The sequence below is a fragment of the Pararhodospirillum photometricum DSM 122 genome (assembly GCF_000284415.1).
GTDB classification, from domain to species: Bacteria; Pseudomonadota; Alphaproteobacteria; order Rhodospirillales; family Rhodospirillaceae; genus Pararhodospirillum; species Pararhodospirillum photometricum.
This window is the reverse complement of record NC_017059.1, coordinates 3,099,077-3,119,548: the sequence shown is the minus strand read 5'-3', so window position 1 is coordinate 3,119,548 and position 20,472 is coordinate 3,099,077. Positions and strand designations below refer to the sequence as shown.

The following is a 20,472-nucleotide window of genomic DNA, read 5'->3' as shown; positions in this document are numbered from 1 at the left end:
GGCACAACGCTCCTCACGTGGGAAAGAGTCAACAGGCACTCAGGTGATCGTGCAAGGCGGCGATTAGGTTGGTTTGCCAAAACCAGCCGGCCGGGGTCAGGCGCGGCCCGCCCGGGTCGGGGGTGATCAGGCCGGCCGCTTGCCAATGCTCCAAGACCGGGGCCAGACGCTGGACAAACCCGGGGCCAGCCACCGCCTCCAGAACCTCGGGCAGGATCCGCCCACTCTCCAAGCTGGCGGCCAGACGGGCCCGCCGGGGCAGGTCGGGCGGCAGGGGGGTGACAAGGGCCAGGGGCTTTTCCCCACAGGCCACACGAGCCCGATAGGTCGCCTCGTCGCCCTCCACGGTGTAGCGATAACCGTGCAACAATCCGCCGGCGCCCGCGCCAAAGGCCAGACAGGGGGTCTGTTCCCGCGACATCTGATTATAAAGATTGCGCTCGCGGGTGGTGCGGGCCCAGTGGGCCTGGGTCAGATGCCGCCAGCCGGCGCCATCCAGCAAGGCCAAGCCCTCGGCATAGAGGCGGGCTTGACCACCCAGGGGAGCCGGGGCCGGCAAATGCCCGCCGGTCACCGCCCGCGCCAGCCCGCTGTTGGGAAACATCGACAGGGCATAGAGGTCCACGCCGTCGAGACCGAGATCAAGCACCGTGCGCACATCCTGGAGCCACAGGTCCAGGGTTTGCCCGGGCAAGCCATACATCAGGTCGCAGACCACCACGGCCCGGTCGCGGGCTTGCAGGCTCTGGAGCAAGGCGATAACCGTGTCGCGATCGGCCCGCCGCCCCAAGCGACGGCGCACCGCCGTATCAAAGGTTTGAACCCCCACGGAAAACCGGTTGGCCCCGGCCTCCAAGCAGGCATCGACCTTGTCGGGATCGAAGCCGTGCACCCGCGCCTCCACCGTGATCTCGCAGTCGCCGGCCAGCGGCAGGCAGGCGCGCACGGCTTTGAGCAGCCGGGCCAGATCGTCCGCGTCGAGGGCGGTCGGCGTCCCGCCCCCCAGATAGACGGCCCCGATGGCCCCCTGGGCCACGGCCGGCCGCCCGGCCTCGCCCTCTATCTCGCGGATCACCGCATCGGTGTAGGGCGCCGAGAACCCGCCCGGCGCCGAATGGCGGTAGAAGCCGCAGAACAGGCAATGGCTCACGCAAAACGGCACATGCACATAGGCAATGGCCCGCGTGGTGCGCGGGTGCTGGACCAGGGCGGACCAGGTGGCCTGGGGATCGACCGGCTGCGGTGGCCCGGCGAACCAGTGGGTCGGGCGCCGTGCCGCAAAGGCCTCGGTCAGGGGATCGACCCCCAGGCGGGCGCGGGCCCCGGGAGGAATCTCCCCCGCGCTATCCGCTAAGACGGGCTCAGGCCGAACCATCCTCTCCCTCCGTCAACACCACCGTGAAGCCCTCGAACTGTGGCCCCTCGCTCAACAAGGCGCGGGTCTGGCCGCCGTTTCTATGGGCGGCGGCAAAGGCCTCCGAGTGGGCCCAAGCCTCGAAGTCGGCCTCGGTGCGCCAACAGGCGTGGCTGACATAGAGCACATGGCCCTCGGCCGCCGGCCCGCGCAGCAGGTGAAACGACAAAAAGCCGGGCTGGCGGCCCAAGCGCCCCTCGCGCCCGCGCCAGATCGCCTCGAAAGCCGGGGCTTGGTCGGCAAGAACCTTGAAGCGGTTCATGGCCACAAACATGGCATCCTCCTGTTGACGTCCTGACGAAACGAAAGCGCCGGGGGGCTCCCTCGCCTCCTCTCCACGGGCCGCGACATCCCCCTCACCCCGCCATAACCTGGGGCCGGTCCCGGGTCGGGTGACGGCCGATCACCACCTTGAGGCCAAAAACCCGCTCGAACAGGGCGGCGGTCAGGACCTCGTCGGGGGGGCCGTCGGCCACCACCCGGCCCTGGGCCAGAACCACGATCCGGTCGGCGTAAAGCGCCGCTAGGTTGGGATCATGAAGCACCGCCAGCACGCCCATCCCYYCCCCGCCCCCCAACCCGGCCAGGGTCATCACCGTGTGTTGGTGGGCGAGGTCCAAGGCGCTGGTGGGTTCGTCGAGCAGCAAAAAGCGCCCGCAGGCCGCGCCGGGCTCGGGCCAGACCTGGGCCAGCACCCGGGCTAGGCTCACACGCTGCTGCTCGCCCCCCGACAAGGCGGTGAACGGCCGCTCGGCCAGGGCTAGGGCATCGACCGCCGCCAGGGCCGCCCGGGCCACCCGCAGATCCTGCCCGGCACTCGATAGCCCGGCATGGGGCAAGCGGCCCAGCAAAACCACGTCGAGGGCCCGAAACGCGAAGGCCATTTGGGAGCGCTGGGGCAAGACGGCCCGGCGGCGGGCCAAGTCGGCCCGGGGCCAAGCGGCCAGAGCCCGCCCCTGCAACCGCACCTCGCCGCCACCGGGGCGCAAGGCGCCGGACAGCAGATGCACCAGGGTCGATTTCCCCGCACCGTTGGGACCGAGCAGGGCGCACACCCGGCCCGGGCTGATCTCCAATGACAGCCCGTCCACCACGGGACGCCCGGCACGCGCCAGCGAGAGGTTTTCAGCTTGCAGCATGGGGGGGCTCTCCAAGGGCGCGCCGGGTCATAAGCGGCCCCGGTGATGTCGCAACAAGCCGAGAAAGAACGGCCCCCCCACGCAGGCTGGTCAGGATGCCGATGGGCAGTTCGGCCGGTAAAACCACGGTGCGGGCCAACAGGTCGGCCAGCAGCAACAGCACGGCCCCCAGCAGCACCGAGGCCGGCAGCACCCCCCGATGGTCGGGGCCCAGCAGCAGCCGGGCCAGGTGAGGCACCACCAGCCCGACAAAGCCGATCACCCCGGTGACGGCGACCGACGCCCCCACCCCCAACGCCCCCAAAACAATGATCCGGCGCTTGGCCTGCTCGACATCAAGGCCCAGGTGGACCGCCTCGGTCTCGCCCAGCAAAAGCGCGTTGAGCGCCGACGCCAGGGGCAAGGCCAACAGCGCAGTGCCCCCCAAGATCGGCGCCACCAGGGCCAAGCGGTCCCAGGTCACGCCGCCCAGGCTGCCCAGCATCCAGAAATTGAGATCGCGCAAGGCCTGATCGTCGCTGACATAAACCATCAGGCCAATCACCGCGCCGGCCACGGCATTGAGGGCGATGCCGGCCAGCAGCAAGGTCGGCACGTCGGTGATGCCGTCGCGCGTCGCCAGCCGGTGCACCAAGGCGGTGATCCCCAGGCCCCCGGCAAAGGCGGCCAGGGGCAAGGTGACGGCTTGGCCGATCCCGAGCGCCGCCACGAGGCCGACCGGCAGGGCCGAGCCCAGGCCAATGACCAGCGCCGCCGCCAAGGCGGCCCCGGTGGAAACGCCGATCAGGCCGGGATCGGCAAGCGGGTTGCGAAACAAGCCCTGCAACAAGGCGCCCGACAGGGCCAACGAGCCCCCGACCAGGACCGCGAGACAGGCGCGGGGCAGCCGCAGCGCCCAGAACACCGTGGCCTCAACCGGGGATGCGGGCGTCGCCACCGGGAGCCCGACGCCCTGCCCGAGCAGCCCGAGAACAGTCCCCGGCGACAGGGCCAGCGCCCCCAGGCCGACCGACAGCACGAACACCACGACCAAAGCCAGGACCAACGCCAGCAGCACCCAGCGGGTGCGCCGGGCCTGACGGTCGAGGACGCGGGCTAGGGCCGGGTCCTCGGGCAAATCGTGTTCCATCACGGACGAGCGGGCGGACGTCATGCCTCACGGTCCCTTCGCATGCAGGCCGGCCGCCAGCTCGGCCACCGCCTCGGGCAGACGGGGGCCAAAGCCGAGCAGCAGCATGGTGTCCATGGCCACCAAGCGCTTGGCCTGGGCGGCCGGACTGCCGGCCAGCTCGGGCCGCGCCAAAATCGCCTCGGCCCCGCCCAAACCGGCCAGGGTGCGGGTTGGCACCAGCACCACATCGGGGCGGGCGGCGGCGGCCGCCTCGGGCGACAGGGGCTTGAAGCCGGTGAAGCCATCGAGAGCGTTCACCCCACCGGCCAAGCGGATCACCGCCTCGGCCGGGGTGTCGCGCCCGGCCGCCAAGGGTGCCCCCTCCCCCACCGACATCAAGAACAAGACGCGCGGCGCGGCCCCCTCGACCGGGCGAAGGGCGGCCAGACGGGCGTCGAGACTCTGGATCAGAGCCTCGCCCTCGTCCGAACGACCCAAAGCCTGGGCGACACGGCGGACCTTGTCGTGCACCCCGGCCACACTGGGCTGGTCGGGCACGTCCAGCACCCGCACCCCGGCCGCGCGCACCTGGTCGAGCACGGCGGGCGGCCCGGCCCCCTCGATGGCCAAGATCAGGTCAGGCGCCAGCGACAGCAGCGGCTCGGCCGCCAGCCGGCGCATGTAGCCGACATCGGGCAAGGCATCGGCGGCCGGGGGATAGGTGCTGGTGGCATCCACCGCCACCACGCTGTCCTGGGCCCCCAGGGCATAGACGATTTCGGTCAGCGCGCCGCCAACGACGATCGCACGGCGGGGCGCCGAGGCATGCAGCGGATCAACCGTCAACATCGACAGCACAAGCAACAGCACCGCCACCCGAAGCAAGGCGGGACGCAACCGAGGGGGAAACCGCATCACCGTCCTCCTCACCACGCCTGCGTGTAGGACAGCATCATCTTGAAGCTGCGGCCCACCTCGGTGGCATCGGTGTAAACGCGGGAATATTCCTGGTCGAAGACGTTATCGAAGCCCAAGTCGAGCCGCGCGCCCTGCCAGGGACCTTCCGACGGCTGATAGGTGTAGTACAGGTCATGCACCTGATAGGCGTCGCGCTTTTCATCGGGGTCATTGACCTTGGTGAACGCGCCGGCCAGGGTGGCGCGCCAGCCCACCACCGAGTCGATTTCGGGGAGTTTCAAGGCGGTATCGAGGGTGACGGTGTCTGGGGTCAGGATGCCCAGCTTTTCGCCGGTCTTGGTGTTCTCGCCGTCGATGGTCGAGAAGCCCAGCCCAAAGCGCACGCGGTGCATCTCGTAGTGAGCTTCCACCTCGGTGCCCCACAGGCGAGCGCTCGGAATATTGACCGACGACGTGGTGCCGTCACACGCGCCTCGCACAAACGGCGAGCAGTCGGCAAATGGGGTGGGCTGATTGACGGCCAGATCAATGAAGTCCTCCCCCCAGGTGCGATAGTGCGACACCTTGACGCGGGCCTCGTCACGCGGCGTGATCACGTCGTGGAACGACAGGCCGCCGCCGACCTCGACGGTGCGGGTGGTCTGCGGCTTGAGGTCGGGGTTGGCCACGAAGCGGTTGACGATGCCCCGACCAATCGGCATCTGGAAGTGGACCCCCGAGAGGTACATTTCGTTAAAGGTCGGCGCGCGGAAGGCCTCGGCATAGTTGGCAAACATCATCAGCCACTCGCGCGGCTGGTAGGTGACGCCAAACCGTGGGGACACCCGGCTTTCCGTGGTGTTCTCGTCCACGAGATCGCTGGAGAGGCTGTAATAGTCAAAGCGGGCGCCGGGAATCAGCAGCAGGTGGCCGGGCAGGCCGAGCGGACTGTCCAGGTTGATCTCGGCTTGGGTGAACCCGCCGACGAAGGTGGCATCGGCGTTGGGCACGCCGCCCCGGTCGCTGCTGGCACTGGCCTCGCCCTCCTGGCTGTCGCGGTAACTCTCGACGCCATAGGTAAAGGTCACGCCCCCCAACTCGCCCAGCCCCACGCGCGAGCGGTTTTCCAGGCGCATACCCAAGGTGTTGACATCGCGTGTCAGCAATTCGCCCACCGGCCCGGCCCCGTTGCTGTCCAGGCGCAGTTCATCGGCGGAAAAGGTGGTGTAATAGGCCGTGGCGTCCAGATTGACCCACGGGTTGTTCGGGTCGTTATAGAGGTAGGCCACGCGGAAGTTGTCGTTATGAATACTCTTGTCAACGATATCATTGCCGCCCACCCCCTGGCCGTTGTTGGGCTCGCGGGCATCGTTGGTGAACCGGCTGAACGAGGTTTCCAGCCGATGATGGGGGGCCAGTTCGACCCCGCCCTTGACCAGGGCCGAGACAATGGAATCGTCGCTGTCCTCCAAGGTCTCGCCGCCGCCCAGGCGGATCGAGCCCGAGGTGCGCCGACTGACCTGCCCCAGCAGATCAACGCCGTCCATCGGCCGGGCATAGGTGGTCAGGGAGCCCAGCCATTCCTTGTTGGCGCTTTGCACCCCGCCGGCCACGGTAAACCCAAAGCGCTGGTCGGGCTCCAGAAAATCGTCTACCTGAGGGGTGCGGAAGTCGATGACACCCCCGGTGCCGCCACTGCCATACAACGACGACGCGGACCCGCGCAGCACCTCGACCCGGCTCAACGCGGCGGGGTCCAGGAAAAACCGTCCGTCATGGCCCGAACCAAAGTTCTGGCGCATGCCATCGACCAAGATCACCACGTCCGCCCCGGTGAAGCCGCGCAACGACGGCACCTCGCCCGAGCGACGCGGGCCCCCGGTAAAGGCCACCCCCGGCACCAGCTTCAAGGCATCGGCCGGCGTGGAACTTTGCAGGGTTTGCAGGCTTTCACGCTCCACCACCGTGACCATGCCTGGATACAGGAAGGGGTCGATGGGATTGCGCGTCGCCGTCACCGAAACCGGAGCCAGCCGCACGGTCTGGCCCGCCTCCTCCCCGGCTGGGGCGGCCACCGCCCCCGTCGCGCTCGTCCCCTCCGGGGACGGGGCGGGATCCTCTGCCCACGCCGTGGTGGCCAACACGCTCCCCACCATCATCCCCGCAACACCCCCCGCGAGCACACCCCGACCATGGTCGTGCGTGCCGCGCCGGGTCCTCCTGCCCTTGGCCATTCACCGTCCCTCCTGACCGTCAGCCCAAGATCCTGCGCCGCCCTGTCCTCGGTCGCGGACAGGGCGGCGCCGGGCTTCTCCCGACAATGGAGGCAACGCTAACGCGACTCACTCGCACTCACAAGAGGGGCTCGCGCTTTTTGGGAGAACACCCTCCCTCCTTCCCCGCCAAGACCCGGCCGTGGCGCCGCTCCTTGCGGCGACGCCGAAAAACACGTCCCGCGTGGGTATTGCGCTTATTCCGAGGCGGCGGGAACTTGGCTGAGGCTCTCGTTCGCCCGCCAGTCGATCCGACGGCGTTGCCACCGCCGGATCCGTTCCCTCCCCCCGGCAAGACGGGAGACGGGGATGTTGATCAGCCACAAGGCAAAGACAATCATCGTCCCGCCGATGACCATACTGCCGCTCAGGGCCTCCCCCAGGAACAAAACCGCGAAGGTCGTCGAGAACAGGGGGACCAAAAACAGGTAAGAACTGGTCAAGGTGGCCCCTTTCTTCGACAAGGCATAAAACCATAGGCCAAACGACCCGATCGAGGCCGGGATCACCAGCCAGACGAACCAGACCACGCCCCAGCCCTCAACGGCGCTGAGGTCGTACTGTTCGCCGACCAGGGCCGAAATCGCCAGCATGATCAGGGCCCCCAGGGTCAGTTGCCACCCGGTCAACACAAGCGCCGATTGATCGAGCCTGTATTTTTTCGACACCACGGTGGACAACGCCCAGCAGACCGAGCCGGCCAGCGCGATCAGGACCCCCGCCAGATTGTGCTCCGCGCTCACCCCAAGGCAGGTCGCCACCCCGGCAACCCCGCACAGCAGCGCGGCGATCTTGGCGCGCGACAGGCTCTCGCCCAAAAAGAAATGGGCAAGAATGGCCGTCCACAGCGGGTTGGTGAACAGCAGGATCGATGCCATCGAGGCGCTCAAGCTCCCCAGCGCCAGATTGAGAAAGCCCATCGTTCCAGCGGTCTGAAGACATCCCACGCCCAGCACCAGCAACAGCCCTTTCACACCCGACCCGCCCCTCGTGGGCAGGAGACGGGCCGGCCCCGCCCGGACCCCGGCCACCGCGAGAATCAGCCCCCCCGCCAGAAGAAAACGTCCCCCACCCATCATCAAGGCGGGCATCCCAAGCTCACTGATCAAGTATTTGCCGGAGGGAAAGGACGATCCCATGAACGCGGTGCACAGGATCATGGTGGCAACAAACAGACCGCTTGGAGAGAGGAAGACCCTCGGATCCATGGCTTGGCTCCATGCTTGAAGAGGGAGGACGCGGGGCGCTGGTCTTGGGTTCGGTGACCCGGGGCCGCCGCTGCTTACAAACCACATAAACCGGTTTAACAGGTTTTGTAAAGCCACAGCCCCCCAGACACGACAACGGCCCCCCCGATCCCGGAGGGGCCGTTGTCAGCGGTGGCGCGACGGGCGCGTCTACTCAGGACGACGGGGTCGTGTCTTTCTGGCGCTGGCGGAACGCTCCGCCCTTGGCCCGGCTGCCGCAGCGGTCCATCGAGCACCACCGCCGCCGTACACTGGGCGAGGTGTCGAGAAACAGCATCTGGCAATCCGGCTGGCCGCATGCCTTGATCCGGGGGCGCAAGGGGCCGCCCAAAAGATCCAGCGCGTCGCGGGCGATGGTGGCCAGCGCCGCCTCGACCGGATCGGCCGCCCTCCAGCACAGCGTCAAGGAGGCGGCCTCAAGCTGGGGGATGGGCACCGGCCGGGCGGCCACCGCGTTGAGGTGATCCACCGCCTCGGAGGGCAAGGCGGCATCGCGGATCACCGCATCGGCCAGGGTCCAAATGGTCTCGCGCAGCCGCCGCAGGGCGGTTTCCTGCGCCTCGGACAAGGGCAGAAGCTCCGCCACCAGCCCAGCCTCCCGCAACCACCGCGCCGGCGCCCCCGGAGACGCCAACACATCCATGGGCGTTGAAGCACGCCGCCGCACCGTCGCCGGTAAATCCAGCGCGAGGCGGCCGGCATTAAAGCGAAATTCCTGGGGGGTTTTCATACCAACGAGAAAAACCGGTTTGCCCGGAGCCGTCAAGGCACGACAAACAGGCCGCGCCCCGCTCTCCCCGCCCCCCATAAACCGCCACGGCCCTTGCGGCGGTCAGCCTTCACGACGCTGGCCGCATCGTTACTCATGAATAGTCAGACACGCCGTATGCTGTCCTTGATCGAGGGGGGCTCGGAAACATCCGCCAAGGCACGGCACAGGGCGGCCATCAAGCTGTGCGGTCATGAGGTGTGTTCCGTTTGAGATCCGCCGTTCGACGCAAACGACATACCGGGTTTCGTCGATTGTCAGGGTGATCTCCACCTCTTCCCAGGAGCGCGGCAGGCAGGGCCGCATCACCAACACCGCTCCTTGGCGACGCAGCCCCAACAGCCCCTCGATCCCGGCTTGAGACATCCATCCGGCGGCGCCCGTATACCACGTCCATCCGCCGCGCCCGATATGGGGGGCCACCGCATACACGTCGGCGGCAACGACATAGGGCTCGACCTTGTAGCGCTCCACAGCCTCAGGCGTCAGGGCATGACGGATGGGGTTAAGAAGGGCGAACAGGGCCTCGGCCTTGTCACCATCCCCCAGGCGGGCAAAGGCCAGCACCGCCCACAGGGCCGCATGGGTATATTGGCCGCCGTTTTCACGAAGGCCCGGAGGGTAGCCCTTGATGTATCCCGGGTCGCGCAGGGTAGCTGCGAACGGCGGCTCGAACAACAGCGCCACCCCGTCTTGCGGCCGCAGAAGGTGGCGCGCCAAAGACTCCATTGCCACCGCGCCCCGGGCTGGCGAGGCAACGCCGGACAAAACGGCCCAGGACTGGGCGATGGAATCAATCCGGCACTCGTCGTTGTCCGACGATCCCAGCCAACTGCCGTCGTCGTAGGTGGCGCGGCGGTACCAGGCACCATCCCAGGCCGCCCCCTCCAGGGCGTGGCGCAACGCCTTAGCCTCGGTGCGCCAGTGTCGGGCCCGGGAGGGATCGCGGGGGTCGGCCAGGGCAGCGAACATCTCAAGGGTCCGGCACAACAGCCAGCCCAACCACACACTTTCACCGCGTCCGGCGCTGCCCACCCGGTTCATGCCGTCGTTCCAGTCGCCGGTGCCGATCAGGGGCAACCCGTTTTCGCCGCGCAGGCTCAAGGCCTGATCGATACCCCGGGCCCCGTGCTCGAACAGGGACGCCACAACGTCGGCGCGCGTTGGCTGGAAACAGGCATCGGCGTCGCCGGGGAGTAGCGCGGGGCCGTCCAAAAAGGGGACCATCTCATCCAAGACCGCCACATCCCCCGAGGTTCGGACATACGTGGCGATGGCGAAGGCCAGCCAGACCCGATCGTCCGAAATGTGCGTGCGCACCCCAAGACCGGTGTCGGGCATCCACCAGTGCTGAACATCGCCCTCCACAAACTGACGGCTCGCGGCACTCAGCAGGTGGCGCCGGGTTTCCTCGGGCCAGGCCAAGCTCAGGGCCATGCCGTCTTGCACCTGATCGCGAAACCCGTAGGCTCCGCTGGCCTGATAAAAGGCGGCGCGCGCCCACAAGCGACAGGCAATGGTCTGGTAAAGCAGCCAGCCGTTTAACAGGATATCCATGGCCCGGTCCGGGCTCTTGACCTGAACGGCGCCAAGAATTTTATCCCAAAAAGCCTTCACCTCGGCCTGGATCTGGTCAAGATCGGCGTTGCGCCACCGCATGATCAGGGCGCGCGCCTCGGTCAGGGTCTGACCTTGGCCCAAAAAGATCACCACCTCCAGAGTCTGACCCGGCTCCAGCACCACCTCGCGACGGACCGCGCCACAAGGATCCAGCCCCACACCGCAGTGCCCCGACAACACGGCGCGCCCGGTCAGCGCGGCCGGGGCCGCCATGGTGCCATGGCGCCCCAGAAACTCGGTGCGATCGGCGGTCCAGGAGGTTTGGCTGCCGCCCATGTCGAGAAAAGCGACCTTGTCGGCCCCCTCAAGCCGCCAGGGGTTGCGAGCCAAGACCGCGCCCGTCGGTTCATCACAGGCCGTTACCAAGAAGGGGCCGGAGGTCCCCCGGGTGCTCCCCAAAACCCAGTCCACATAGGCCGTCACCGACACATGGCGGGTCAGCCCCGAGAGATTGCGCAATGTCAGGCGGGAGATCTTGACCGGCTCGGCAAGCGGCACGCTTTGAACCAAGCTCGTCGCGATCCCGTGGGCCGTATGGTCGAAGCGGCTGAACCCGAAACCGTGGTGCGCCGTGTAGGGGCCGTCGTCGCGCCGGGGCTGGGCGGTGGGACACCAAAACGCGCCACTGACCTCATCACGCAGGTAAAGTGCCTCGCCGGCGGGATCGCTCACCGGGTCGTTCGACCAGGGCGTTAGCTGGTTTTCGCGGCTGTTGCCGGCCCATGTGTAGCCGCTGCCCTCGGCCGAAACCTGAAACCCGAACTGGGGATTGGCGATGACATTGATCCAGGGCAAGGGCGTGGTCCGGCCGTTCTCAAGGTGAATGACATAGACCCGCCCGTTGTCGTCGAATCCTCCAAGACCATTGAAAAATTCCAGCTCGGAGGGCGTGGGCACGGGCCGGGCCGGCGGTGTGGCCCCCCGGGATATCCGCCAGTTTGGCACCAAGCGCGGCGAGACCACAACGCGAGGCGGCGGAGGCGGGCGCCGGGCCAGCCAGGCACTCAGCACACCTTGCCCCGCGCCCAAGACGACCCGGGCCACAGACAGCAGCAAAGCTCGAGAGGGCAGACTCATAAGGTCGGTTCGCAAGGCGTAAACGGTGCCCCAGCCTGGATCCAGGTCCCCGCGCGGGCGCGACAGATTATGACGCACCGCCCCCTCGACAGCGGCTTGCAGATCTTGTCGGTAGGACGAGGCATGTTCATTAAGGATCACCAAATCCACCGCCAACCCCTTGATGCGCCAATACTCATGAGCGCGGAGCATCTGACGCACCTGGGCTAGGTCGGCGATGTCGGTAATGGTCAGAACCACCACGGGAAGATCCCCGGAAATCCCCAGGGCCCACATCCCCGATTGGGGCCCAACCCCCGTCGTGATGGTTTGCGACGCGGAGCGAAAACGCGGGTCGGCATACAGCAACGGGGCGGCCAGACGCTGGAAATCCGCAGCCTCGCGTCCCTCAATGCCCAGATGGTGCAACTGGATCTGACCTTGGGTCCAGGCCAGGGCCTTAGCCCGATCGAAGGCATTGTGATCGTGGTGCTTGTCGATTAACGACAGGAGATCAGGGCGCGACGGCGCCGCCAAGGTCCAGAAGAACACGCACGCCACCGCGCCCGGCGCAACGACCACCCGGTGACGCAAGGCAAACACGGGATCCAAAACCACGCCCGTGGTATTCGACAACCGTGCCCCGGGCTGTAGGGCCTGGGCGGTTGCCACGGTGCGGTTGCGCCCCAGAAAGCGGGCGCGATCGCTTTCGTACTGCACCGCCGCGACGCGGGGCCCCTCGACCACCGCGAAATGCGCCGCCCACATGGCCGGGTCGGTGGGGGCCCGGGACCGGCGGGTGGCGATCAGGGCCTCGACCTCGGGCAGATAGGCGGTCTCCACGAACAGTTTGGCAAAGGCCGGATGGGTCGCATCCATCGCCGCCGGCCCCAGGACAAGCTCGGCATACGAGGTGATCTCCACCTCCACTGGGGTAAAACCGCTGTTGCACACCGACAGTCGGCGGACCTCGGCATCGTCCTCCCCCGACACCAGGACTTCCAAACTGGTGGTGAGGGCGCCATCGCGCCGGGTAAAAAGCGCCCGGTCCTCGTCGAACACCACCTCCTCGGTGTCGGGAACGCTGCCGGGACCGGCACCACAGGCCGACCATCCCAATCCGGTATGAAGATTGCGCAAAAAGATCAAAGATCCGGCGTCATCCCGGGTCACATCCTCGTGCCAGCGGGTGATCGCCAAGGTACGCCAGCGGCTGTAGCCCCCTCCACCGGCACTGATCATCACGGCATAGGAGCCATTGGACAGCAAGAGCACCTGGGGGGGACCGTCCGGGGAACCGCCGAGGTGACGGGTCGCCGGGGGAGTGCCCAGGGTTTCCGCCGCCGTCTCCATCCCTTCGCGCAGCGAGGGCGACGGGATCAAGACATCGCGCGGCACCCGCTCTTGCAAAAGAAGATCGCACGATTGAATCATGCGTTCGCGATGAAAGCGCAACCGCACGCGCCCCTTGTGCACCACGTTGTCGAGGGCGACAAGAGTCATCCCCTGGTGGTGGGCCATGAAACAGTGAACCACCGCCATGTCTTCTCCCTCGGAGAGACGCAAGGGAGTATAGTCAAGGGCTTCGTAGAAACCATGACGCCCCCGCGCGCCGATCTGGGCTAGACGCGCGAAATTGGCCACCGCCGCAGCAGGATCGACCATGGCGGCCAGGGCCGTGGCATAAGGGGCGATGACCACATTATCGGCAAGCCCGCGCTTGAGCCCCAGCCCCGGAACCCCAAAGGCCGAGTACTGATAGATCAAGTCCGGGTCGCGTGCGTTATAGGCGGATTCCGAGATGCCCCACGGCACCCCCAGCGCGCGGCCGTAGGCCTTCTGGCAGGTGACGACCAAGCGGCTGGTGCGCTCTAGCAAGCTGTCCGGGGGGGCCCGCATGACCAGCGAGGGCATCAGGTACTCGAACATTGATCCCGACCACGACACCAGGGCGAAGCCCGACCCCAGGGGAGCGGTCTCACGCCCCAAATGGAACCAGTGCCGGGTCGGAATATCGCCCTTGGCGATGGCAAACAGGCTGGCCAAGCGCGCTTCCGACGCCAAAAGGTTGTAACAGGTCGGATCAAGGCGGCTGTTGGCCAGGGAATAGCCGATCGACAGCAATTTACGCTTGGGATCAAAGAGAAAGGTGAAATCCATCCCCATCGCCAGGGTCCGCGCCGTGTGTGCCACGGCACGCAGTCGGCCCCGCAAAGCCTCCGGGTCCTGGGCGATCAGGCGACGGTCGCGGTCTTGTTCCAACACGCTTTGGGACAAAGCGCCCACCCAAAACAGCAGATCGGAAGTATCGGTGTCGGCCAGAGGGACCGTCAGCCCCAGCGCCGCCCGGGTTGCCTTTTCCGAAAGGCGCTGCAACATCGGCAACTGGGCGTCGATGGGGATATCGCCCCGCAAAGCGCTTTCCATCTCGTCGAGCACCGGGGTGAGCGAGGCCACCCGGTCGCGCCGCCCGGCGACCAGCGTCTCGATCGCCTCTCGGGTTAAGGACAGGGTTTCGCGCAACCCCTGGGCCATCTCGGGGGCGAGCAGGGCCTCGGTCCATTCCTCACAGGTGTTGGCCAACGCAATCAGATGACCCGCCAGATTGCCGCTATCAACCGATGAGACATAGGCCGGATCCATGACGCGCCCGTCTCTTGTGTCGTACCAATTGAAAAAATGCCCATTATAGCGAGGCAGTGTCGCAAGCGTTGCCAGTGTGGCTTCAAGACGTTCGATAGTTTGCGTGGTCCCAGCCCAGCCAAAATCCCGTGCTGATGCGGCAGAAAGCAGGTACAAGCCAATGTTGGTGGGAGACGTTCGGTGTGCGATAACCCGCTCGGGACTTTCTTGAACATTGTCAGGCGGCAGATGATTGTCTGACACCGTCACAAAGGTCTCGAAATAGCGCCAAGTCTGCCGTGCAATCAGGCGAAAGGCCTCGATCTCGGCCTCTTTGAGGACAAGACGACGCGGCGGGGGGGGGACAGGGCTTCGCCTTTATCGCGGGCCGCCTGAAACACGCTGTCGATCCAGGCATCAAGGGCCGCTACGCGGCGCTCGGGCAGGGCATCGGCCTCCAGGGCATCGAGCAGGGCGCGGGCCTCGTCGGTCCAGGTCAGGCCGGCGCGCAAGGAGGCCCAGTCGGCGGGCGGCGCGTCGCGATCGTCGAGCAGCCACTGGGCGGCCATCAGGGGGCGGATCACCAAGCCGTACTTGGCGCGTGCCGCCACCTTGGGGTCATCGGGCAGGTAGGTGTTCATGGCCGCTTTGGCCTCGCCCAGGGCGTGCCCGAGCAGGGCTTGGCGCGACAAGGTGCGGGCCAGCAGGGCGCGCAGGGCGGCAAGCGCGGCGCTCTCGCCGATCAGGGCGCCCGGGCTGCCCAACCACGACCAGACGGTGGCGTTGGAGCGCAGCACAAGGCGCAAGGCGCGCCGGGTGTCCCAGGCCAGCACGGCCGGCGGGCCCTCGTGCCGCAGAACATCGGCCGGTTCGGCCAAGCCCAGGTAGGCCGCGGCCGGGCGGGTGAACAAGGCGGTGATCTGGATGGCCTCGGCCTCGGCGCCGGGCACGCCCCAGGCGGCCGGGCCGCAGGGCACGGCCAGCACCAACCCGATGCCCTGGTCCTGGGCAAAGCGTTCCAGCGTGTCGCGCATGGTGTGTGAGGGCCCCATGGTCTTTCTCTTCCGTCTCGCCGTCCCCCCTTCGGGGACGGTCGTGGCGGGGGTGTATCACGCGGTCTCGGCAAACAGTTCGCGTCCGATCAGCATGCGGCGAATTTCGCTGGTGCCGGCGCCGATCTCATAGAGCTTGGCGTCGCGCAGCAGGCGACCGGTCGCGTAGTCGTTGATGTAGCCGTTGCCGCCCAGGCACTGGATTGCCTCCAGGGCCATCCAGGTGGCTTTTTCGGCGGTATAGAGAATGGCGCCGGCGGCATCCTTGCGGGTGGTCTCGCCGCGGTCGCAGGCCTTGGCCACGGCATAGACGTAGGCCTTGCTGGCGTTGAGAATGGTGTACATATCGGCCAGCTTGCCCTGTAAAAGCTGGAACGTGCCGATGGGCTGGCCGAACTGCTGGCGCTCGTGGACGTAGGGCACCACGATGTCGAGGCAGGCATCCATGATGCCAAGCGGTCCGCCGGCGAGCACAAGGCGCTCGTAGTCAAGGCCGCTCATCAGCACCCGCACGCCGCCGTTGAGGCTGCCCAGCACGTTTTCGGCCGGCACCTCGCAGTCCTGGAACACCAACTCGCCGGTGTTGGAGCCGCGCATGCCCAGCTTGTCGAGCTTTTGCGCCGTCGAGAACCCTTTGAAGCCCTTTTCGACCAAGAAGGCGGTGATGCCGCGTGAGCCGGCCTCGGGGTCGGTCTTGGCATAGACCACGATCACATCGGCGTCGGGGCCGTTGGTGATCCACATCTTGGTGCCGTTGAGGATATAGCGGTCGCCCTGGCGCACGGCGCGGGTGCGCATCGACACCACATCGGAGCCGGCGCCGGGCTCGCTCATGGCCAGCGCCCCGATTTTGGTGCCAGCGATCAGGCCCGGAAGGTAGCGCTCCTTCTGGTCGGGCGTGGCGTGGCGCCGGATCTGGTTGACGCACAAGTTGGAGTGCGCGCCATAGCTGAGGCCGACACTGGCCGAGGCCCGGCTGATCTCCTGCATGGCGACCACGTGCTCCAGGTAGCCCATGCCGGCTCCGCCCCACTCCTCTTCCACCGTGAGGCCCAGCAAGCCCAGGGCGCCCATCTTGCCCCACAGGTCGGCGGGAAACTCGTTGTCGTGGTCGATGGCCGCGGCGCGCGGCGCAATCTCGTCGGCGGCAAAGGCGCGCACGCTGGCACGCAGCATCTCGGCCGTTTCGCCAAGGTCGAAATTCAAGCTGGGATACGACAGCACGGGGACCCTCCCTGGACAGGAACGCGCCGGCCCTCGCGCGGGGAGGGCGGCCCCGGTTGTTCCGGGTTTTGGGTACCGTAATGACGCTGCCAGGACGCGTCAACACTCTCCTTTACGTAAACGGAAACTTTTCCGGGAGGGGTCGTTAACCGATTACCAGGGAAACTGTGCTATTTTTGAGAGCGTGCCAGTTGGTATTTGGGGGTCGCGGGCGCAGGGGTTTCGCGGTATCAGTACGCGCTTCCGATCTGAGGCGGGACCATCATGGACGAACGACGGACCATCATTGGCGACCTCTTAGGGGACGGGGAAATTATCGCCGCGTTGCCCGGCCCCTTGCGCGGGCTCGGGCGCAAGATCGGCGATCTCGTCCCCCACGCCCGCCGCCGACGCCTGGAGCGGGCTTTGAAACGCCTGTTCCCACGCTTGGCCTTTCTGGAAACTCGCCTGATGGACGGCAGCGCCCTGCTGCTTCAAGACCTGAGCGCCGACGAGGCCCTGACCAGCCCGGAGTGTGCCGAGCGCGGGTGGCAGGTGTTTCAAAAAGCGTGGCACGGCGGCATGATTTTTCTCAAGGATCTGGACGGCGAGGCCATCGCACCCGGCAAGAACGGTCTGGAAACCGCCTGCTGTGGCCTGAGCATGAAAGAGATCGAGGCCAATCTGGTGGCCCTGACCGCCCAGCACCTGTTTGCCGGCAACGAAAGCGGACTGGAAAAGATTGGGGACGCCCTGGGTGGCATCGACACCTTGCCCAAGCTGCGGGTGCTGGCCGAACTGGATGCCCTGCGCCTGGAGGTGTTCAAAGGCGCGCTCGGGCCCTTGTTCGGGCAAATTCTGGTGGGCCTGCCCCTCGATCGTCTCCAGGCCCTGGCCCTGCTCAAGCCTCACGCCTTGCACTCCCTGCGCAAGAGCATGGGCCGCGAGTTCATCCAGGTGACCGAGTGGGACGCCGAGGTTCTGATTGCCTTGGCTGAGTCGTTTGTGGTCGTCGAGCAGTACAGCGACCTTGGGCCCTACGTTACCTCCTTGCCCTCGGCCGAGCATATCCGGGTCATCGGCAATTGGGAGACCCGCGATATCACCGAACGCGTCAATCAGGAGCGCCTCAAGCAAGGCAAGCAACGTCTGAAAGGCCGGCGTTTCGAGACCGACATCGCGATCGTGATGCACGTCTTCGGGACCCATGTTGAGGCTCTTTTGGAGCGCCCCCCCGAGTTCGTCGATGTCATGGGGCGGCTGGCAGCCAAGACCGCTCAGTTGAAGGGGCTGGAGCGCAAGGAGCGCATGGACCAGATCGAGACCTTTGCCTCGCGCTACATGGAATACATGACGGTTGAGATGGCGAAGGCACTGCGCCTGTCCGTGGATAATCCCATGCTGACCGGTGCTCCCGAGGCTGATCCCCTGCAAAATCCCTCCTTTGCCGAGATCATTGGCATTCTCGACGGCTTGTGGAACAAAAAGGACTTGGGGCGGCCCTTCTTCGAGGGCAACTTCCAAAAGCCGCCGGGCTTCAAGGCGGTGGCCGGCCTGATCGCCAACTTCCTCGACATGAAGCGCCGGGGTTCCGTCAAGGGCGAGGAGGTCGATAAGATCCTGGCAACCACCCAGCTTCTGGATGCCAGTTTGCGCAGCGTATACATCCGTTCGTTTTAATCACATCGTCTTGTTGTGAATTTGTTTCGAGTCTTTTGCAGGGGGCTACGCCTTGAGGGCTTCTCCTCGCCGAGGGGCCCTCTGGGCGTGTTTCTTTTGCACGTAAAGCGTCTACCTCCCCCAAGGGAAGATCTCGTTCTGGTTTCAAAAGGCCTTGTTCTGACGAATTTCATGGAACTGTTCAAAGACTGAGTCTAAAAGATTTGGTAAGGGATCCGGGTCGGCGATAAACAAGAAGGCCGGCACGATAATCCACCGATGGTCCCTCGGACCCATCCTAAAGACCAGTGGAGGACCCCCATGGATGGCAATGGCCCGAGCAGCCATGTACAATGGTTGCTCTCTCGGATGATCGGGGCCTATGCTTGTGCCGATCAATCCGCCGAGTGTGGCGATTTCGCCCATCATATTCATATGTCCCGCTGCATTGCCGAACAGCTTCGGCAAGTGGCGGATACGGGGCGGGCCCCGTGCCCGCACGGATTGTACGACTTCCTGGACATGGTCGATCGCACGACCTCGGGAGGGCAGACCCCCGAAGACCGGGAGTTGCTGGGCCTCATGAATTGGGCCCACCGCTTGTATGAAGAATGCGGCCTGCAAGAGCAGCGGGTCGGCTAACTCCCCCCCCCGCCAAGCCATCCCCCTCAACCAGGAACTCAACCGCCGCATCGCCGTGCGCATTTTCCCCAAAAACCAGTTCTAAACCTTTCCCCGCCCCCAAAAGACGAGGGGTCTGGGGAGGCCGCGCCTCCCCAGCCTTCCCTTTTTTCGTCGAGCGAGGCCATGAAACAAAGAGCACGGATCCGCACGACCCTCCTGATCGGACTGGCCTTGGCAAACACGCCGGCCTGGGCCGCCCCCCCGGCCAGCCGCCCCCTGGTCGCCTGTCTCGCCGAAGGCCCCCGGATCCTCAACCCCGCCCTCAGCCCCGCCCCCGCCACCCGCGATACCGTGGGCCGCACGGTGTACGAAGGCCTGACCCGCTTTCGCCCGGGCACCACCACCGTCGAGCCCGGGCTGGCCGAGGGGTGGACGGTGTCGGAGGACGGCAAAACCTACACCTTTGTCCTGCGCCCCACCGTCAGCTTCCACAGCACCGCCCGCTTCACCCCGACCCGCCCCCTGGAGGCCCAGGACGTGGTGTGGACCCTGGCTCGCCAAGGCAAGGACGACCACCCCTTCCACCGGGTGTCCGGGGCCACCTACGAGACCTATACCGCGCTCGGTCTGGGCGACCTGATCGAGCGCATTGAGGCCCTGGACGCCCGCACGGTGCGCCTGACTCTGACCCGCCCCTGGGCCCCCCTGCCCGCCGCCCTGGCCATGGAGTTCGCCGGGATCCACTCGGCCGAGTATGCTCAAGCCCGCCTCAAGGCCGGAGCGCCAGAGGACGTGGACCGCTTCCCGGTGGGAACGGGGCCCTATGTCCTGCGCGAGGCCACGGACGATACCCTGCGCTTTGACGCCCACCTTGGATATTGGGAGGGCAAGCCGGGCCTTGAGACTCTGGTGATCAAGATCGTTCCCGACGACAGCCAGCGCGCGCAAAAACTGCGGGCCGGCGAATGCCACATGATCGACGCCGTGGCGCCTGCCGACCTGGAGCCTTTGCGGACCACCCCGGGCGTGGCCCTGCCCCAAGGGCCCGGGCTGGCCCTGAGCGTTCTGGCCTTCAACACGGAAAAGCCGCCCTTTGACAGCCTCGCCGTGCGGCGGATCCTGGCCCAAGCCCTGGACCCGGTCGCTTTGGTGGCCGGCCCCTTCAACGGCCGAGGCGTGCCCCTGACCCGGGCCCTGCCCCCGGCCCAGTGGCCCTTGCCCGAGGCACCGCCCCCAACCCTTGCCACCTCCGACACCCTGAAAGCCGAGTTGGCCGCCCTGCCGGCAATAGGGCCGATCACGCTGTGGGCCCTGCCGGTTCGCCGCGCGTCCCTGCCCGACCCCAAAGCCGCCGCCCTTTGGGTCAAGGCGGCCTGGGAAGCCCTGGGCCTCTCGGTCACGGTGGAAACCCTTGACTGGGGTGACTACCTAAAGCGCGCCCGCGCCGGCGATGCCCAGGCCCTGTTCCTGACCTGGAGCACCGACACCGGGGACCCGGATGACTTCCTGAGCCTGCTGGGCTGCGAGGCGGTGGGCGGCTTCAACGTCGCCCGCTGGTGCCACAAGCCCTTTGACGACCTGTTGCGCCGGGGCCGCCAGAGCGTGGACCCGGAAGAGCGGGTGTGGATTTATCGCGATGCTCTGGCCCTGGTGCGCGATCAGGTCCCCTGGGTTCCCCTGGCGGCGCCGCTTCTTATGCAAGCTCACCGAACATCCGTGACCGGCTGGACCGTGTCGCCTTTTGGCGGGCCCAGTTTTCGCGCCGTCGGGATGACGCCGTGAGGGG

At 66.6% G+C, this 20,472-nt stretch carries 14 protein-coding genes; 3 read left to right on the top strand and 11 right to left on the bottom strand.

The window, feature by feature from the left end; translation table 11 throughout:
• Nucleotides 1-28: 28 nt before the first annotated feature.
• The 11 genes from hutW to RSPPHO_RS13965 form a co-directional block, all read right to left on the bottom strand.
• Nucleotides 29-1,375: a heme anaerobic degradation radical SAM methyltransferase ChuW/HutW gene (gene hutW / locus RSPPHO_RS14015; RefSeq protein ID WP_014415864.1), complete on the bottom strand. Its 1,347-nt coding sequence runs from the start codon at nt 1,373-1,375 to the stop codon at nt 29-31.
• Nucleotides 1,362-1,688: a heme-degrading protein HmuQ gene (gene hmuQ, locus RSPPHO_RS14010; RefSeq protein ID WP_014415863.1), complete on the bottom strand. Its 327-nt coding sequence runs from the start codon at nt 1,686-1,688 to the stop codon at nt 1,362-1,364. Before hmuQ ends, hutW begins: the two co-directional genes overlap by 14 nt.
• 82 nt (nt 1,689-1,770) lie before the next feature.
• Nucleotides 1,771-2,553 carry a heme ABC transporter ATP-binding protein gene (locus RSPPHO_RS14005; RefSeq protein WP_041795635.1) on the bottom strand — a complete coding sequence of 261 codons (783 nt, stop codon included), beginning with the start codon at nt 2,551-2,553 and terminating at the stop codon, nt 1,771-1,773.
• Nucleotides 2,540-3,706 carry a FecCD family ABC transporter permease gene (locus tag RSPPHO_RS14000; RefSeq protein WP_014415861.1) on the bottom strand — a complete coding sequence of 389 codons (1,167 nt, stop codon included), beginning with the start codon at nt 3,704-3,706 and terminating at the stop codon, nt 2,540-2,542. Before RSPPHO_RS14000 ends, RSPPHO_RS14005 begins: the two co-directional genes overlap by 14 nt.
• Nucleotides 3,707-3,709: 3 nt before the next feature.
• Nucleotides 3,710-4,579 (bottom strand): heme/hemin ABC transporter substrate-binding protein, encoded by an 870-nt coding sequence (locus tag RSPPHO_RS13995; RefSeq protein WP_051013899.1) that lies wholly within the window; start codon nt 4,577-4,579, stop codon nt 3,710-3,712.
• Nucleotides 4,580-4,590: 11 nt separating this feature from the next.
• Nucleotides 4,591-6,795 carry a TonB-dependent hemoglobin/transferrin/lactoferrin family receptor gene (locus tag RSPPHO_RS13990; protein WP_014415859.1) on the bottom strand — a complete coding sequence of 735 codons (2,205 nt, stop codon included), beginning with the start codon at nt 6,793-6,795 and terminating at the stop codon, nt 4,591-4,593.
• Nucleotides 6,796-7,031: 236 nt separating this feature from the next.
• Nucleotides 7,032-8,042, bottom strand: coding sequence for a DMT family transporter (locus RSPPHO_RS13985; RefSeq protein WP_041795632.1), 1,011 nt, complete (start codon nt 8,040-8,042; stop codon nt 7,032-7,034).
• 193 nt (nt 8,043-8,235) lie between these two features.
• Nucleotides 8,236-8,811, bottom strand: coding sequence for a CGNR zinc finger domain-containing protein (locus tag RSPPHO_RS13980; RefSeq protein WP_041797508.1), 576 nt, complete (start codon nt 8,809-8,811; stop codon nt 8,236-8,238).
• A gap of 129 nt (nt 8,812-8,940) precedes the next feature.
• Nucleotides 8,941-14,169: a glycoside hydrolase family 94 protein gene (locus RSPPHO_RS13975; protein WP_242390502.1), complete on the bottom strand. Its 5,229-nt coding sequence runs from the start codon at nt 14,167-14,169 to the stop codon at nt 8,941-8,943.
• 284 nt (nt 14,170-14,453) lie between these two features.
• The gene (locus RSPPHO_RS13970; RefSeq protein ID WP_051013897.1) at nt 14,454-15,200 is read right to left on the bottom strand and encodes a nucleotidyltransferase domain-containing protein; all 747 of its coding nucleotides are present in this window, start codon (nt 15,198-15,200) and stop codon (nt 14,454-14,456) included.
• Between the two features lie 57 nt (nt 15,201-15,257).
• Nucleotides 15,258-16,376 (bottom strand): isovaleryl-CoA dehydrogenase, encoded by a 1,119-nt coding sequence (locus tag RSPPHO_RS13965; protein WP_051014053.1) that lies wholly within the window; start codon nt 16,374-16,376, stop codon nt 15,258-15,260.
• Nucleotides 16,377-16,688: 312 nt separating this feature from the next.
• On the opposite strand from RSPPHO_RS13965, the gene RSPPHO_RS13960 reads away from it, so the two are divergent.
• The 3 genes from RSPPHO_RS13960 to RSPPHO_RS13950 all read left to right on the top strand — a co-directional run bounded on the left by RSPPHO_RS13960 (nt 16,689) and on the right by RSPPHO_RS13950 (nt 20,468).
• Nucleotides 16,689-18,083 (top strand): hypothetical protein, encoded by a 1,395-nt coding sequence (locus RSPPHO_RS13960; protein WP_014415854.1) that lies wholly within the window; start codon nt 16,689-16,691, stop codon nt 18,081-18,083.
• A 300-nt stretch (nt 18,084-18,383) separates the two neighbouring features.
• Complete coding sequence (locus RSPPHO_RS13955) at nt 18,384-18,704, top strand: hypothetical protein (RefSeq protein ID WP_041795627.1); 321 nt, start codon at nt 18,384-18,386, stop codon at nt 18,702-18,704.
• A gap of 165 nt (nt 18,705-18,869) precedes the next feature.
• Nucleotides 18,870-20,468, top strand: a complete 1,599-nt coding sequence (locus RSPPHO_RS13950) for an ABC transporter substrate-binding protein (RefSeq protein WP_014415853.1) — start codon at nt 18,870-18,872, stop codon at nt 20,466-20,468.
• Nucleotides 20,469-20,472 lie beyond the last annotated feature (4 nt).